The organism is Acinetobacter sp. AOR34_HL, assembly GCF_027854795.1.
Taxonomy (GTDB): domain Bacteria; phylum Pseudomonadota; class Gammaproteobacteria; order Pseudomonadales; family Moraxellaceae; genus Acinetobacter; species Acinetobacter junii.
In genome coordinates this window covers 49520-66494 of the sequence record NZ_JAKTID010000045.1, presented here as the reverse complement: position 1 = coordinate 66494, position 16975 = coordinate 49520, and the positions used below count along the sequence as shown (strand labels likewise).

General features: G+C 36.1%; 17 protein-coding genes and 2 pseudogenes. 13 read left to right on the top strand and 6 right to left on the bottom strand.

Going from position 1 to position 16975, the window contains the following annotated elements; translation table 11 throughout:
* The first annotated feature begins 22 nt into the window (after window positions 1-22).
* The 4 genes from MKL32_RS07955 to MKL32_RS07940 are packed head-to-tail and all read left to right on the top strand — an operon-like array spanning window position 23 to window position 1558.
* Window positions 23-211: a hypothetical protein gene (locus MKL32_RS07955; RefSeq protein WP_125272727.1), complete on the top strand. Its 189-nt coding sequence runs from the start codon at window positions 23-25 to the stop codon at window positions 209-211.
* Window positions 208-1032: a hypothetical protein gene (locus MKL32_RS07950; RefSeq protein ID WP_126132495.1), complete on the top strand. Its 825-nt coding sequence runs from the start codon at window positions 208-210 to the stop codon at window positions 1030-1032. Before MKL32_RS07955 ends, MKL32_RS07950 begins: the two co-directional genes overlap by 4 nt.
* A gap of 33 nt (window positions 1033-1065) precedes the next feature.
* Window positions 1066-1320, top strand: a complete 255-nt coding sequence (locus MKL32_RS07945) for a hypothetical protein (protein WP_125272642.1) — start codon at window positions 1066-1068, stop codon at window positions 1318-1320.
* Window positions 1321-1330: 10 nt separating this feature from the next.
* Complete coding sequence (locus MKL32_RS07940) at window positions 1331-1558, top strand: hypothetical protein (RefSeq protein ID WP_125272643.1); 228 nt, start codon at window positions 1331-1333, stop codon at window positions 1556-1558.
* A gap of 83 nt (window positions 1559-1641) precedes the next feature.
* Here MKL32_RS07940 and MKL32_RS07935 read toward each other — a convergent pair whose 3' ends face one another.
* Window positions 1642-3099 (bottom strand): DASS family sodium-coupled anion symporter, encoded by a 1458-nt coding sequence (locus MKL32_RS07935; RefSeq protein WP_125272644.1) that lies wholly within the window; start codon window positions 3097-3099, stop codon window positions 1642-1644.
* A 253-nt stretch (window positions 3100-3352) separates the two neighbouring features.
* On the opposite strand from MKL32_RS07935, the gene MKL32_RS07930 reads away from it, so the two are divergent.
* The 3 genes from MKL32_RS07930 to MKL32_RS07920 all read left to right on the top strand — a co-directional run bounded on the left by MKL32_RS07930 (window position 3353) and on the right by MKL32_RS07920 (window position 5711).
* Window positions 3353-4336, top strand: coding sequence for an ion transporter (locus tag MKL32_RS07930; RefSeq protein ID WP_004911693.1), 984 nt, complete (start codon window positions 3353-3355; stop codon window positions 4334-4336).
* Between the two features lie 81 nt (window positions 4337-4417).
* Window positions 4418-5038, top strand: coding sequence for a LysE family translocator (locus tag MKL32_RS07925; RefSeq protein WP_042892694.1), 621 nt, complete (start codon window positions 4418-4420; stop codon window positions 5036-5038).
* A gap of 61 nt (window positions 5039-5099) precedes the next feature.
* Window positions 5100-5711 (top strand): DUF2238 domain-containing protein, encoded by a 612-nt coding sequence (locus MKL32_RS07920; RefSeq protein WP_125272645.1) that lies wholly within the window; start codon window positions 5100-5102, stop codon window positions 5709-5711.
* Window positions 5712-5731: 20 nt separating this feature from the next.
* Here the strand turns inward: MKL32_RS07920 and MKL32_RS07915 are convergent.
* Window positions 5732-6946, bottom strand: a pseudogene (locus MKL32_RS07915) (MFS transporter).
* A 246-nt stretch (window positions 6947-7192) separates the two neighbouring features.
* On the opposite strand from MKL32_RS07915, the gene MKL32_RS07910 reads away from it, so the two are divergent.
* On the top strand, window positions 7193-8113 hold the full coding sequence (locus MKL32_RS07910; RefSeq protein ID WP_005402501.1) for a LysR family transcriptional regulator: 921 nt from the start codon (window positions 7193-7195) through the stop codon (window positions 8111-8113).
* A gap of 73 nt (window positions 8114-8186) precedes the next feature.
* On the opposite strand, the gene MKL32_RS07905 is transcribed toward MKL32_RS07910, so the two are convergent.
* On the bottom strand, window positions 8187-8642 hold the full coding sequence (locus tag MKL32_RS07905; protein WP_004911679.1) for a DUF441 domain-containing protein: 456 nt from the start codon (window positions 8640-8642) through the stop codon (window positions 8187-8189).
* Between the two features lie 245 nt (window positions 8643-8887).
* Window positions 8888-9748: a hypothetical protein gene (locus MKL32_RS07900; RefSeq protein ID WP_004911677.1), complete on the bottom strand. Its 861-nt coding sequence runs from the start codon at window positions 9746-9748 to the stop codon at window positions 8888-8890.
* A 447-nt stretch (window positions 9749-10195) separates the two neighbouring features.
* Between MKL32_RS07900 and MKL32_RS07895 the strand changes: the two genes are divergently transcribed.
* On the top strand, window positions 10196-10756 hold the full coding sequence (locus MKL32_RS07895; RefSeq protein WP_212388804.1) for a TetR/AcrR family transcriptional regulator: 561 nt from the start codon (window positions 10196-10198) through the stop codon (window positions 10754-10756).
* A gap of 118 nt (window positions 10757-10874) precedes the next feature.
* Here MKL32_RS07895 and MKL32_RS07890 read toward each other — a convergent pair whose 3' ends face one another.
* Window positions 10875-11654: a ferredoxin--NADP reductase gene (locus MKL32_RS07890; RefSeq protein WP_004911671.1), complete on the bottom strand. Its 780-nt coding sequence runs from the start codon at window positions 11652-11654 to the stop codon at window positions 10875-10877.
* A 100-nt stretch (window positions 11655-11754) separates the two neighbouring features.
* On the opposite strand from MKL32_RS07890, the gene tsaA reads away from it, so the two are divergent.
* Complete coding sequence (tsaA, locus tag MKL32_RS07885) at window positions 11755-12477, top strand: tRNA (N6-threonylcarbamoyladenosine(37)-N6)-methyltransferase TrmO (RefSeq protein ID WP_129262951.1); 723 nt, start codon at window positions 11755-11757, stop codon at window positions 12475-12477.
* Between the two features lie 24 nt (window positions 12478-12501).
* Here tsaA and MKL32_RS07880 read toward each other — a convergent pair.
* A pseudogene (locus tag MKL32_RS07880) lies at window positions 12502-13767 on the bottom strand (MgtC/SapB family protein).
* Between the two features lie 233 nt (window positions 13768-14000).
* Between MKL32_RS07880 and MKL32_RS07875 the strand changes: the two are divergent.
* From MKL32_RS07875 to MKL32_RS07865, 3 genes are all read left to right on the top strand, one after another.
* On the top strand, window positions 14001-15758 hold the full coding sequence (locus MKL32_RS07875) for a GspE/PulE family protein (protein ID WP_004962328.1): 1758 nt from the start codon (window positions 14001-14003) through the stop codon (window positions 15756-15758).
* A gap of 85 nt (window positions 15759-15843) precedes the next feature.
* Complete coding sequence (locus MKL32_RS07870; protein WP_125318658.1) at window positions 15844-16209, top strand: NirD/YgiW/YdeI family stress tolerance protein; 366 nt, start codon at window positions 15844-15846, stop codon at window positions 16207-16209.
* Window positions 16210-16312: 103 nt separating this feature from the next.
* On the top strand, window positions 16313-16972 hold the full coding sequence (locus MKL32_RS07865) for a response regulator transcription factor (protein WP_004953989.1): 660 nt from the start codon (window positions 16313-16315) through the stop codon (window positions 16970-16972).
* Window positions 16973-16975 lie beyond the last annotated feature (3 nt).

Here is a 16975-nt window from a genome sequence, read left to right as displayed (position 1 = left end):
ATATTTGATAAAAGGTGATTTTATGTTTTTTGCAAAAGAAAGAAGCATTAGAAAGCAACTTTTAGATAATGCAGAGAAAGATGTTCGCTATGTGGATGATACTGTAAATCCTGAACAGTTAGCTGTGCTTACTATGATAAGAATTCAAAATGAGTTGGCATCTAGGCGTCATCGTAGATCAAGAGAGAATAGGGAATCGACTCCTAAATGAATGGATTATTTTTAATACTAAGTTTAATTGTATTAGGTTATATTTATTACAGTTTTGATTATATTGAAAAACATTCAAAAAGCGATTTAACAGCTCATCAATCTTATTATAAAAGTGCAGTTGTTGGTTTTACTATTTTTATATTATCTTTCGCTATTACCTTGCCTGTATTTTTAAGCTTAAAGTGGATTAAATATAATAAAAAATTAAATTTAATAGAAAATTTAAAAGAATTTCCTGATTTTAATATCGTATGGTTTTGTAATTTTTTTATTTCACTTTTTTTAATTCTTGCTTATATGTTAATAAGATACATATATATATTTTGGGGTGTTGATAAGAAAAGCCAAAGTGAAATGTATTCAATAGCATTAACAAATCCAATTGATAGACTTATAAGTAATTCTGCTTTTTTAAATGATGATAAATTTTATGAAAAGCTTATAATGCTAAGTATGTCCGATAAAAAAGTTTATATCGGTTTTGTTTTTAATGATAAAAATATTTTTGAACGTTTTTTGAATGGACAGAGTGAGTTTGTTTTTTGTCCTATTTATAGTGGCTATCGTCATAAAGATACCCAAGAAGTAATAATTACAACAGATTATAGGGATGAGGATTTAGAAAAAGATCAAGAAGAAAATCTTAAATTTCAAATCATTTTAAGTAGAAAAAATATTTTAAGTGCAACGAGAGTTGATATAGATACGTTGTTAGATTTTACAGATAAAGAAGATTATTCACTTAGCTCTTTAATAGAAGTTCGTAATAAAAAATACCCACTTTTAATTACTATGAAAAATAGAAATTTATATGTGTGATATTTAGTCAATAACCTAGAAGTATTTTCAAAAATGTCAGAAATAGATTTCTTGTTGATTGAATTGAAATTTCAGATGATATGCGAAAAGGATAAAATAAATTTAAGCCAATATCATGATTATAATATGAATTCAGATACATTTTTTATTAATATAAACTTCAAAGAAGTAGAAAGTATTACTTATAATAATAATCCGAATCCTTCATGGCTAAAAGGTGGTAAAGTTGATGCCGAAATGCTAAAAAATATGTTTGAATATAAATTGAAAATTGTTTCTAAAGATTGATATTTAAGCTATGAAAAAGATAAATCAATCCCGCTTCTTATGTATTGGTGGGTTTCTTAATGGTTCTGCTGTTAAAGACCAAGGTGACCGTTTTATCTGTGTTGAAAATGGCAAACAAGTAAGCTACCACAAAAAAGAAATTTTCAACCAAGACTCGTGGCATCAAGATTACTACGTTTGCGAAACGACGACGGATCAACAAGCACGAAATTGGGTTTATGATATCAAGCTCGATTAATTAAGCAGATGTAATTTAGTACTTTTTAAAATAAATATATGAAAAAGCCCCATCCTTAGGGGCTTTTTTAAACTAAAACAATTCTACCAATATCCCAACACTTTCCACCAAATTCCGCCAATCACCACAAAGATAATGATATTGACCACACTCATGACAAAGCCAGCTTTCCACCATTCACCCAATGTGGTGTAACCCGAACCAAATACGACAGGCGATGTACCTGTTGCATAATGGGTTAAGGTCATCATGATGCTAGAAGCCGCTGCCATCATTAAGGCAAACAACATCGGTGGCGCACCTAGTGCAAGTCCTGCCGTATAGAAGGCTGCAAACATGGCAGTGATGTGTGCCGTGGTACTGGCAAACATATAATGGGCATACAAATAGGCGAGCATTAACAATAAACAGGCAGGTATCCAACTTAGTCCCAATGAGCCGATACTACTTTCAAGTAAACCCGAAAACCAAGTGATCAAACCAAGCTTATTTAAATAAGTCGCCATCATCACCAAAGCGGCGAACCACGTAATCGTATCCCATGCGCTTTTTTGCGTCAGAATATCATCCCAAGTCAAAACACCTGTAAGCAGTAATAAAGCTAAACCGATGAAAGCAGTTGCTGTTGGATCAACAGCCCATGAAGCACCAAAAATCATCGCAGGAATACCTGCCCATAACAGCAACAAGATTCCAAAAACACCAAGCATAATAATTTCATCTTTACTCACTGAACCCATTTCTTTGAGTTTAGTTTTCGCAAATTGAGCAGCATTGGGTGTTTCTTTGACCTCAGGTGGATACATCCAATACATAATCAAAGGCATGATAATTAAAGCAATCAGACCCGGAACTAACATTGCGATTGCCCAAGTGCTCCAGCTCAATGAAATTTCACTATTTGTCGCTTTAGCAACAAGATCAACCACCAATGGGTTTGGGGCGGTTGCTGTTATAAACATTGCTGAGGTAATCGGATTGGCTTGATAATTGACGAGAGATAAAAATTTCCCCATACGACCCTCAGTGCCTTTAGCTGGATCAGAGTCATAACTGGTAGAAATTGCACGTACAATCGGATGGATAATTCCTCCACCGCGTGCTGTATTACTTGGCGTTACAGGAGCAAGGATCAATTCAGACAGTACCATACTGTATCCGATACCGATGGTTTTTTTACCCCAAACAGCGATAAATAAATAGCCTAAACGAGCACCTAATCCAGTTTTCTGCAATCCTTTGGAGATCATGATAGAAATACCGATCAGCCAAATGAGCGGATTAGCAAAACTACTTAAAGCGTCTTTTATAGCATTACTGGGATTGTCGCTAGTGACACCTGTAACGGCAACCAAAGTGATAGCAAGTATTGCGATTGCCCCGATCGGCATAGCTTTACCGATAATAGCGGCAATTACACCGATAAACATAGCGAGCAGATGCCATGCCTGAGGGCTAACACCTGACGGCACAGGAATAATGAACCATATGATTAAAGCGATACCAATTGAAATCAAAGTGGGAATAGGTTTAAAGCCCATATAAATTTCTCGTTCTGTTCATGTGTAAGATGGAATTTGTTTTTATAAAAGTGATAGGTTCAAATCATTTTTGAGATATGAACTTGATTAAATGATAATTTATAAGCAAGCAAACTACTGTTGCTGCAAAGTTATTTTTCTATTCTTAGCAAATTGATTTACTGAAATAATTCAGGAAATGCTCAAATATCGTATCCAGTGCTTGATCAACATGATACATTTTTGTCTTGGTTGAGATAACTATAAGTATGGTATGGCAAAGCTTTCAATAAAACGGTTAAGACTTTTTGTTTATAACAATTTACAGAATGATGATCATCAAAGCACCTTTAGTTTGTGCGTAAACTATTTCTTGATTTTTTTAATCGTTGGAAACGTTGCAGCAGTTATTTTAGAGTCAATCACTGAACTGTATTTGGCGTACCAAGTCTATTTTGATGTGTTTGAAAATATATCAATCGCACTATTTTCCATCGAGTATGTACTTAGACTTTGGAGTATTGTTGAAAAGGAACCTAGTCTTCCAGCAAGCCAACAGCGTTTGAAATGGATGCGTAGCGGGGGAGCTATTATTGACTTGGTTGCAATCTTACCTGCTTATCTTAATTTCTTCGTGCCAATTGATTTACGCGTGCTGCGAATCTTACGCTTGTTGAGACTACTTAAATTAACCCGCTATTTTGTGTCATTACAGATTTTACTCAGGGTCATCAAGCGTGAAAAAGGATCATTCCAAGCCGTCATTTTTATCTTAGTGATTCTTATCGTGATGGCTGCCTCTGGTATTTATGTAGTCGAAAACAAAGCACAGCCTGAAGCATTTAGTTCAATTCCTCACGCGATGTGGTGGGCAGTCGTTACGCTTACAACAGTAGGGTATGGTGATGTTACGCCTATCACAAATATGGGTAAGTTTTTAGGTGCAATTATTACGATTTTAGGTGTGGGGATTGCAGCTTTACCTGCGGGTATTTTGGCTTCTGGTTTGGCTAATGAACTCAATCAACGAAATCAGCGTCTGGAACAAGAGTTCCGTGAGCTTGTTCAAGCGCATGGTTTTGAGGTAGTTCACAATACGATCGAATTAGAAAAGTTAAGACAGCGAGTAGGATTACCCAAAGAGCAAATGCATGAAATTATTATCCAACTTTTGCGAGAGCATGTTTTAGAAGAACAAGAGCAACAAAACTCAAAGAAACACTATTGTCCTTATTGCGGCGAAAAGCTACCAGAATAAAAAGTTTTATTGTTTGAAATAAACTGACTTAATTGGCTGTTATAGTAAGTGTAAATTTGAACAATTGTTTTGATTTTGTATATGAGTTTACTGACCTTTTTTTCTTTTGTTGTTTATTCGATTGTCACGTCTATAACACCTGGACCCAATAATATTATGTTGGCAGCATCAGGTTTGAATTTTGGATTTAAGCGAAGTATTCCGCATATTTTAGGCATCGGATTTGGCTTTGGTGTGATGGTTATGCTTGTTGGGTTCGGCATAGGAGCCACACTTGGACAATCTCCTTTGATATATGAAATATTGAAAATAGTTGGGATCGTATATTTACTTTATCTAGCTTATAAAATTTATGGTGCAGGACGAGTAGATGGAGAAGAAAAGCCTGAAAAGCCATTAAGTTTTATGGGGGCTGCCTTATTTCAGTGGGTTAATCCTAAGGCTTGGATTATGGCATTGGGTGCGATTGCAACCTATAGCTCTGTAAATAGCCATTTAGCTGAGTTTGTTTTTATTGGTGCGATTTTCGGATTGGTTAGCATTCCTTGTGTTGGAATCTGGGCCTATATGGGACAACGCTTGCAAAGCATTGTGAATGATCAGAAGAAGGTTCAGTATTTTAATACAGCTATGGCATTATTATTGGTTATCTCTGTGGTATCGCCGATTGTTGAATCATTTAAATTTTTCTTTTCGATCTAAATACAGGTTAATATGGACATGAAGAATGTCCTTATAAAAATTAAAGAATTGAGAGGCGACGATGAATCAAAAATTAGTGTTGTTGTTTGCGATGCTCTTTTTAGTTTTGAGTTTAATTATTTCGGGAATTGATCCTTTTGACCGTGGTACATGGTTCATGGAAGTATTACCTGTATTAATTGTCGTTCCACTATTGATTCACACTTATAAAAGATTTCCTCTGACTAATCTTCTCTATGTATTAATTTTTATTCATTGCATGGTATTGATTGTTGGTGGAACGTATACCTATGCACGTGTGCCATTGGGATTTGAAATGGCAGAATGGTTTGGTTTAGGTCGAAATCCTTACGATAAAATTGGGCATTTTATGCAAGGTTTTGTTCCAGCAATTGCAGCACGTGAAATTTTGCTGAGAAATGACATCTTAAAGCATGGAAAAATGCTGATTTTTATTGTCATTTCTATTGTGCTTGCGATAAGTGCTAGTTATGAGTTAATAGAATGGGCTGCAGCACTTGCGCTTGGTGAAGGTGCAGAAGAGTTTTTAGGAACACAAGGTTATGAGTGGGATACCCAGTCAGATATGTTTTTCGCCTTGATAGGATCGGTCAGTGCTTTGTTCTTATTGTCTAAATGGCATGACCGACAGTTTTATAAGTTAGTACACTAACGAAAAAATTCGTCAGTCTGTCATTGAAGAATAACAGACTGTTTATTTGCTGAATATTTAGCGTAGGCAAGGGCAATTAATAAAATAATCAAACCGCCTAAACTCAGAACAAAGCCAACCCATATTGGTGCTAGCCAGCCCATATTGTGACTCAATACCCATCCACCTAGAAATGCACCTAAGGCATTTGCCAAATTGAATGCTGAATGATTCAAAGATGCTGCTAAAGTTTGTGCATCACCCGCAATATCCATCAAATGTGTTTGTAAGGCACCGCCTAAACCAATTACGGTGAATCCAATTAAAAATAAAGCAAGGATGGCAGTATAAAGATTTGTCATCATAAAGCTTGCAAATACAAAGGCCAATGCTGAACTTATAAGAATACCAATCATGGTTTTGAATAGGCTTTTGTCAGCCAACCAACCAGCTACTAAGCCTCCGATGACCATGCCTGTTCACCATATTGCTAAAGCGATTGGCACAATGCTGATATCTGCATGTGTATATTCAGTCAGTATAGGAGACACATAGCTATATACAGAGAACATGCCACCAAAACCAATTGCTCCAACTGCCAAAGTCAGCCACATATTAATATTTTTTAGCCCAGCTAATTCAGCTTTAATGCTAGCTGTTTTTTGCAAAGGAATATTGGGTACAAATAAACTTACGCCTATCAGTGTAATGAAAGCGATTGTCGCAGAAAATTCAAATCCTGCCTTCCAACCAAACTGTTGTCCTAACCAAGTGGCGCTAGGAACACCGATCACATTCGCAATGGTTAAGCCCATCATAACTTGTGCAATCGCTGTTGCACGACGATGTTTACCTGCTAACTCAGCCGCGACTAATGCTGCTACACCAAAGTATGCGCCGTGAGGAAATCCTGCAATAAATCGAGAAATAAGCATTGCATCTGAAGACGTGGCAAATGCAGTGGCAGCATTTGCGAGACCATAAAACAGCATTAGTGATAATAATAAAGTTTTTCTAGGCACTTTAGCACCTAAGATCGCAATGATAGGAGCACCAACCATAACACCTAATGCATAAGCACTGATGAAATAACCTGCATGTGGGACACTGACATGAAGATCAGTTGCAATTTCTTGAATAAGACCCATTGCGACAAATTCAGTAGTACCAATACAGAAACTACCAATAGCCAAGGAGAAAATTACAAGAAATAAGGAATATTGTTTTGTTTGATTCAATTCTGAGGGAGATAACATAACATGTTAAGGAAAAAGTGACGCTACTATTATATTCAAGATAGTTGCAAAAATGTGAAAAGGAACGTAAATGAACTCAAGGCATTTGTTGATTCAAAGAAATAGTGTCGTGTGTTCACATGAATTTGACACATGATGTATATGATGTAAGTCGTTTTTTAGACATTTGGAATAGCAGAAATATATAGTGAGGTTAACTCATTAATTTTGTGCTAAGATGAAATAAATTCAATAATGGTTGGTGCTGTGTTAGAGCTTAGACATTTAAAAACACTACTCGCTTTAAGAGAGCATGGCTCTTTAGTTGCCGCAGCGGCAGATTTATGTCTCACTCCATCTGCTATTTCTCATCAGTTAAAAGAATTAGACCATTGGTATGGTGTAGAAGTTGTCAATCGACGTAGCCGTCCTGTGAGTTTTTCTAATGTGGGTGAGCGTCTCCTCAAATTGGCTGATGATGTGTTACCACAAGTTCAAATTGCACAGACGGATATCACTCGAATCGTACATGGGCAAACAGGTCGCATAATTTTTTCTTCTGAATGTCATAGCTGTTTCGATTGGCTCATGCCTTTATTAAATCAATATCGTCAACAATATCCTGACGTAGATTTAGACTTTGCTGCAGGTTTTGAGTCAAACCCGCATGAACTTCTTCAAAACGCTGAATTTGACTTACTGATCACGGCAGATCCAATTGCGCTAAAGGGTATAGAATACTTTCCAATCTTTGAGTATGAATCACGTCTAGTTTTATCAAATACACATCATTTGGTGAGAGCAGAACATATTACCGTTCAAGATCTGGCAGAAGAGACTTTGATTACCTATCCAGTCGATAAGCATCGTTTGGATATTATGGCTCATCTGTTTTTACCCGCGAATATTTTGCCAAAACACATTCGGACTACTGATTTGACTCAGATGTTAATTCAACTGGTAGCGAGTGGGCGCGGTATTGCAGCTTTGCCTGATTGGGTTGTGAATGAATATGAGCAAAAAGGATGGGTGGTGAGTCGTCGCTTAGATTGTGTTTCACCAAAAGGTTTGAGAAGAACGCTCTATGCGGGTTATCGTACTGACGAAAAAGAGAAAAGCTATTTTGAAGGCTTTTTAAAGCAATTAGAAAAATTCTCACAAAAGCGTGTGATGTATTACGAACGTTAATTTGATCGTTTTAAAGTCTGTGTTATAGATTTGGTACATTTATAACGGCAGGTTATCTGATTGGTTTGAGATATTAGCTCTTACCAATCAATATCGATAATATGCCTGCTGCAATTAGGGGACCAACAGGTACTCCACGTAATAATGCAACACCCGCGACTGTTCCAATCAATAATCCTGCTACAACGTCTGGTTGGTGACTCATCAATTTCACACCTCGCCCACCTAACCACGCCACGAATATGCCAACAGCAATAGCCAAAAGAGATTTGTAACTTAGGAATGATTTTAAAATACTTTCACCACTGAGTTTTCCACTTGCGATTGGGGAAAGAACACCAATGGTTAATACGATAATTCCGATGTTTAAACCATGTTGCTGAATGTAAGGAAAAAGCTGATTGAGCGGAGTGATTTTCACTATGATTAGTACAGCTGTTGCAATCATAACAGCCGTATTTTGACTGAAAACACCAAATCCTAATAAGATCAGCAAAACTAGAAGATTGAAATCGAAGTGTGCAAACATTGGATTGAAAGGTAATAAAACTTGAATTGTAACGCAATTGGCTACAAGTTTGACAGCTTATGTAAACTTCGCTGTTAAAAGGCAGAATCATTCAGAAACACTAAAAAGATTCGCTTCAAGCTCACTATGATTGGCGAAAGTTTTTAGCAGTTGATCTTATTTACATCAGTATTGATTAATCGAACGAAAATTTTAAGGTCATCTTAATCCTTGATTTGGAGATGACCTTATTATTAAGAAGAAAATTATGCAAGTTTTCTAAACGATTCAAATTGATAAGTTGCAATTTGTTCATCCCAGAATTGTTGCCATAAATCACAATATTCTAAACAAATTTGTCGGATATAAGGATAGTCAGATTCTACACAGGCTTGAGCTAGAACAAACCAGAGATCATCTTCATGGTCATCGTCAGCAGCTTCAGCAGTTTCATCTTGTGAAACACCATGTACATAGTAGTAACCACTATCTACATTAAAGCCTACAGCTTTAGTTGCTTGACGCAAGGCAGGACTAAAAAGAATAACTTCTTCTTCTGCAACAGCCAATAACGCTGTTACGGCTTCATAACGATCGAAAGCATATTCAAGATAGTTCTTCACTTGTTGAGCAATAATCGAGGGCTGATAATTGTTGCGCTCTGCTTGTGTTAATTCGAAATCATCGAGTACATCTTCAAATAAAGGATAATGTGCATAATCAGGATTACCAGCATAGTATCCATTGATATCTAAGGCCGGACGATAGCCATACTCATCTAAGACATTGAGGTTGAGTAAGAAGCGGGCATACATCTTTGAACCTGATTTCAGGCGAGGTTCGAGTTGTTTGGTTTGGAATTGAGCCATCAATAAAGCATCTGTAAATACTTGCACTATGGCATGTCGGTATTCTAGATGAATATGCTTTAAGGTTTCTTTATCAATTGAGCCATCATTTAATAGCTGAATTGCAGGGTGTTTAGACACAGGATGTTGTGAAATCTCTTCGCGCAAAGTTTTGAGAAACTGTACGTTTTTACTCCATAAATCCTCAGAAATACTATTTTTCATTCCGTCTATAGCTTTCTGTCTTGGGTTATCAAAATCTTCAAATTTTTTTGGCATAGTCTTCTACTCAATGAATTAATATTATTGCTTTTTCCAATTATATATTGCCGATTTCTTTTGGTCGCTTATAAATATATCTTTTAGTTCAACCAAAAATCTTTTTATTGGATTAATAAAATATAAGACGATTTTTTTTTGAAAGCAATTGATTCTCGTTTTTGAAAATTAAGAGATGTACTTAAATAGCTAATTTATTATTGTAAAAAAGTGATTTAATGCACACAATAATGACTGTTTTATTTATAAGAAAAATTTTTTTACAAATTATCTTGTGTATTCCTACTTTTTTGCTTAACTTAATCATGAGTTGTTTAAGAAAAGTTTCCATATTTTCGATACTGCTCTTAAAATAATATGAATAAGCATAGTAGCCAGAATTATCCAGCATTTATTATGTCTAAATAATACATTAAGTTTTTTGATAAAATTCTAAAGGATAATAAAATGTCAAAAAAAGAAGATATTATTACAACGGCACTGAATTTATTTAACCGTCATAACTATAGTTCTATAGGAATTGATCGAATTATCAGTGAGTCAGGCGTCGCTAAGATGACTTTCTACAAGTATTTCCCATCTAAAGAGAGTCTAATCGAAGAGTGTTTATCTAGAAGAAATAAAAGCATTCAGCAAGCGATTGAGCAACAATTAAATCAGATTGATGAGGGTGATTATTTAGGAAAAATTAAAGCAGTATATTTTTGGCATGTGTCATGGTTTAACTCGGATGATTTCCATGGTTGTATGTTTCAAAAGGCTTCATTGGAAATTTTACAACAATACCCATCTATTATTGGTCCAATTGTCGACTATAGAAATTGGTTAATGAGTTTAGTTGAAGATCTATTTGAAAAGGCAAAAGTATTTCAACCTCATGTGTTAACTACGATGTATATCAATATTCTTGATGGGATGACGACACTTGCAAAGGTAAATCAAGATCATGTTCAAATTGAAGAGTGTTGGTATTATATTGAGCGATTAATTTCTTTAGAAGCTGCTTAATAAATAGTTTTATTGCTCTAAATAATATTATTAAAGATCACTAAATAAGCTATTAATAAGATTTAATAATAAAAAAGCCGGGGATATCTTCCTCGGCTTTTTTATTAATGCATAGGTATTATTTTTCTACGAAAGCACGTTCGATTACATAATCACCCATTACACCCATACGTGGTGATTCAACGAGACCATGTTCATCTAAAAGTGCAGCTACATCTTTCAAGAAAGCAGGGCTACCACATAACATTGCACGGTCAGTTTCACGATTGAAACGTGGCAAACCAATTTTTTCAAATAATTGACCTGTTTCAATAGCAGTAGTCACACGACCTTGTGTATGGAATGGTTCACGTGTAACTGTAGGGTAATATACGAGTTTATCTTTGATTCCTAGCTCTTCGAAAAATTCATGATTTGGAAGCTCATTAAGAATCAAATCTTGATATGCAAGTTCAGAAATATAACGTGTACCGTGTACAACGATCACTTTTTCAAACTTTTCATAAGTTTCAGGATCACGAATAAGTGAAAGGAAAGGCGCTAAACCAGTACCAGAAGATAAAAGGTATAAATTTTTACCAGGCAATAGATCATCATGTACTAAAGTACCTGTTGGTTTTTTTGAAATAAGGATTTCGTCACCAACCTGAACTTTTTGTAAAATAGAAGTTAAAGGACCATCAGGTACTTTAATCGAGAAGAATTCTAATTCTTCTTCATAATTCGCACTCGCAATCGAATAAGCACGCATTAAAGGCTTACCATTCACTTCAAGTCCGATCATTACAAACTGACCATTTTTAAAACGTAAGCTTGTGTCGCGTGTAGTTTTAAAACTGAAAAGCGTGTCATTCCAGTGGTGAACATGAGTAATGCGTTCAACGTTAAAAGCAGCCATTAAAGGTCTCGATCACAGTTAAAAGAAACAGATTGCTATTCTAATCTAAAATCATTCTCTATAAACTGAATATATTTAATTGTCTTTATAAGAAAAAGTGATGAATCCCGTTGTTACAATTCCGATCATTGGTTATATGCATTCACCTTATTGTGAAAAATTTGGCATTCCACGACAACCAAATTTGGTTCAGGTGGAGTCATATATCGAAATGATCGAGCCTTATAACGATATATTGGCTTTTGAAGGGATAGATGAATTTAGTCATTTATGGCTACTTTGGCAGTTCCATGACAATAAGCATCAAGCAAACAACACTGATGCTGGACATAAATTTCGAGCACAAGTTCGACCACCTAGATTAGGTGGTAATCAAAAAATTGGTGTTTTTGCCACAAGAAGTATGTACAGACCATCTCCGATTGGACTATCTGTAGTGCAATTCTTGCGTATTGAAAAGTTATCAGATCGTGTTCGAATTTATGTTACAGGTGCTGATTTGCTAGATGGTACGCCGATTGTAGACATTAAACCTTATATTCAATATTCGGATTCTATTGCAAATGCATTAAGTGGATATGCTCAAGAAGAGCCTCAGCGTAAGCAAGTTATTTGGAGTGAGATGGCATTGCATCAACGACAACAATTTATCCAAAAAGACCAAATACCTATTCGCATATTTAATGAAATGGAGCAAGTATTGGCTTTAGACCCAAGACCTGCATATCATGAGGATGCTGAACGGATTTATAAAATGAAGTTTTCCCAATTCGATGTAAATTTCAAAGTTATAGCGAATACCATCGAAATTGTGAAACTTTAATGTCAGCTTTTACTATTATATTTATCAGCGGGATACCCAAACTAAAATAACTAAAATAGCCATATGAAGAATCTGTGCTGGAACGAATGCAAGTGCGTATTTATAACCGCCTGTAAGCCCAGCATTAATACTTTTTGACATCGCGTGGGCACATAGACCAACCATCAAAGCAATTAGCAATGGTGTTGCCTGAGCCGTATTTGGATCGCCTTGGACGACTATTGCGGCAATTGCTGCATGAATTTCAAATAAAGAGGCGATGAATGTTCCAATAATAAGTCCGCTATTACCTAACCATAAATTTAAACCATAAACGGCTGCTTGTATTGTGGATAATGCTACTGTAATGACAATCGCATTTTTAAAACTAAACATACGACTTTCATCAGTTTTTTGATTTAGCTCATTTTTAGTAGATTTACGCAACAGATAAATAGACCATGCAAATAGTAATAAGGTTGAAATTAAACTGGGTATTAAAAGCAGCTCTAACCATGCCATGCTGATACTAGCGACGATAATCAGCATTTGAACTAAAGTTGCAACGCAAGACATCAGCGCAGCACCTGCATTGATTTTAGGGTCGGCATGATTATTACGAACTTCCATACCTAAGTTTGCGACAGTTGCAGTACTTGATACAAAGCCTGAAGCTAAGGATGAAAAAACGATCGCATTTCTAGAAGATAACAAGCGTTTAGCAAAATGAGCTAACGCTTGAACCAATAAAATCAAGCTGAGTAACTTGAGAATCGTATAAGGATTTAAAACGGGTCCCCAATACGCTTTATCAGGTGCTAAAGGTAATCCAATAAGAATAAGTGCCAATAATAAAACACCATCCCTTAATTCTGTCTCGCTAATCTATTGATTAGCCAATCCATGTAATGTTTCTTTGGCAAAGAGCAGTATGGTCAAAGTGACAGCAAGGCCTGCCGCTAAATTGATATTCCAAATACATACTGCACCTATAAAATAAGTCATGATAAAGGCAAGTTCTGTTGTAACCCCTGGATCATCTTGTTGATTACGTAGCGATGCGATACTAATGGCACCGACTAGAATTGCCCCCGTGATTCCAATTTCTAAGTTAAATAAAAAACACAACGTACCTAAAAGTGAGGTGATTGCAAAAGTTCGAAAACCTGCAAATGTTTTAGTTTTATGTCTACTTTTACTGCGTTCACGTTCTAAACCAATCAATAATCCACAGCCCAAAGACACTGCAAAAATCATCATAAGTTGGCTGAATGATGTATTTTGTATCGAATAATTCATGAGTTCAGCCATAGTTTATCTCTGTTGTTATATGTTCATCATGCAGCATTGATATGGAAGGATGAAACATTTCAAATATTTAATAGTTTCTAAAACTTATATCACAATTTTACAAAGTTTATAGTCAAATTATTGAACTTATGTCTATGTTTTCAAGGCGTATTTACTGAGTTGGAATCTACAAAATGATCTGACAGATTCTGCTGGTTCTCTGTTATATTATAGAAATTAGTTGGGGTATAACAATGACGTTTAACTTTGAAATCGATATTTTTTGGTGTTTAGAACAATTACAAAAAGACGGAAGAATTAATGAGCGTGATAAATTATTGGTACAAACTACACATCGCCAAAAAGAACAATTGAAATGGCATCCTCTTCAATGGATAGCAAACTTTAATTTAAAAGACCAGCTAAATGCTGGGCAAACCTTAACACTGAATCGCTTATGTCTATGGTTGGCTGAAAAGTCTCAAGTTCCTTTGTTTGTTATTGATCCATTAAAAGCTGATGTAGCAGTTTTAACTGGGGTTATGTCGCAGGAGTTTGCTGTACGGAACCATATTCTTGCCGTTGAAGTACACGCAGATCGTATTCTGATTGGTACGGATCAACCATTTTCTTTGGAGTGGAAAAATAATTTAGAGAGGAGCCTCAGTCCTAAAAAAGTTGAACCCGTTCTCCTCAATCCTGAACAGCTTCGTCGCTATTTGGTTGAGTATTATCAAGTCAGTCGAGCTGTAAATTCCTCTCAAAACTCTAGTCCTTTCGATCGAGATAATAAGGGTGTTGAAGCTCTATTACAGCTTGGTGATACCCAAAATCCTGATGCTAATGATCAGCACATTGTTAAATTGGTGGATTGGGTGTTGCAATTTGCTTTCGAGCAAGGTGCTAGCGATATCCATCTAGAACCTCGCAAGGAAAAGGGAAAGGTACGTTTTCGTATCGATGGTGTATTACATACAATTTATAATATGCCTGCAAATACTCTCACAGCAGTGATTTCACGGATTAAAATTCTTGGTCGAATGAATGTCGCTGAAAAACGTAAACCACAAGATGGTCGTTTGAAAACACGAACACCTAAAGGACAAGAAACAGAGTTACGTTTATCAACTTTGCCTACAGCATTTGGTGAAAAGTTGGTAATGCGTATTTTTGATCCGGAAGTGTTGGTTAGAAGTTTTCAACAACTGGGATTCGAAGGACATTTATTACATAGTTGGCAGCAATTAACGCAACATAGTCATGGGATTATTTTAGTAACAGGTCCAACAGGCTCTGGTAAAACCACAACTCTATATTCCTCATTGAAGCAGTTAGCTACTGAACAAGTGAATGTATGTACGATTGAAGATCCAATCGAAATGTTGGAGCCAAGTTTTAACCAAATGCAGGTTAATCCAACGATTGAATTGGGATTTGCAGATGGTGTACGAGCTTTGATGCGTCAAGACCCCGATATCATCATGGTGGGTGAGATTCGTGATCACGATACTGCAAATATGGCAATTCAAGCCGCACTCACAGGACATTTGGTATTATCAACTTTACATACCAATGATGCACCTTCAAGTTTAACTCGTCTGCATGATTTGGGTGTTCAACCATTTTTAACAGCTGCAACCATTCTTGGTGTGTTGGCGCAACGCTTGGTCCGTCGTTTATGTCCGCAATGTAAACAAGAAACCTCAATGAATGAACAAGAGTGGGAACACCTGACTTTTGATTACATTATGGAAATGCCTGAAACGATGTATAAGGCGGTTGGATGTGAAACCTGTCGTCATACAGGTTACAAAGGTCGTGTAGGAATTTATGAGTTTATGCCAGTGAGTCTCGAACTCAAATCTTTGATTAGTGCACATGGAACTTTGAATGATTTAAAAGTACAGGCAAAAAAAGAGGGTGTTGAACCTTTGAGAATTGCAGGTGCACGTAAAGTGATTGAAGGCGTAACAACTTTGGAAGAAGTTCTCCGTGTCGTACCATTGAGTTAAGCAAAATAGAAATCTTAAGATTCACCTCATCTAGCTTTGTTTAAATAGCTTTATCAAAAGTGAATACATAAACAAGGGTAAATAGATGAATATGTTCTCTAAAATTGCTGTAATTTCAGGCTTAGTTGCTACAACAACATTTGCTTTAGCGGACACGGGCGCAGTTAATCAACAGGCTTTAGCACCAACACAAACGACATCAGTTAAACAAGCTTTGACACTTAAAGATGATTCACTTGTTATGCTTAAAGGTTATATTGTGAAGGCAACCGGTGATGAAAAATACCAGTTTAGTGACCAAACAGGTTCTATGACTGTCGATATTGATGATGATTTATGGAAAGGTAAACCAGTATCTGCTAAAACTCCTGTGACTTTGATCGGTGAGATTGATATCGATTATAAGCCTATGAAGCGTGTTGAAGTTGATGTCGATCAAGTGCAGTTTTAACTGATTAAATTAAACAAGCCATATGAGAAATCATGTGGCTTTTTGCTAGTTTGATCTTTTCAAGGCATCATAGATTGTAGTCATTCATTATGAGAACCTTATTATGCGAATTTTATTAGCAGAAGATGATGCTTCTCAGGCTGAAAGTATTAAAGACTGGCTGGAAATGGATGGTTATAGTGTTGATTGGGTTGAACGAGGCGACCACGCTATCTTGGCAGTAAAACAGCATCACTATGATTGTATTTTGCTGGACAGAGGTTTACCTAATGCATCTGGTGATGACATTCTGAAGCGTATTCGTGAACAACATTTGTTGATTCCAGTGATTTTTATCACTGCAAAGGACCATATTCATGATCGTGTGGAGGGATTAGATTTAGGAGCAAACGACTATTTAGTTAAGCCTTTTAACTTAGAGGAACTTTCTGCAAGAATCCGCGCACAACTAAGACAATCTCAGAAGCAGAAAGGAGCATATCTTTGTTTTGCTGATTTAAAACTCGATCCTAATGCGAAGACCGTTTTGAAAGCAGGTGAAACGGTAAATTTAACTGCTAAAGAGTTTCAAATTTTATATAAGTTAATGCAAAATCCAAATCATATTGTCACCCGTGAGCAACTCGAAGAATCATTATATGCTTGGGGAGAGGAGATTGAGAGTAATGCGATAGAGGTCTTCATATATCAAATTCGAAAAAAAATTGGTAGCCAACTAATCAAAACTATTCGTGGTTTAGGTTACAGAATGAACTTGGGTTGAACC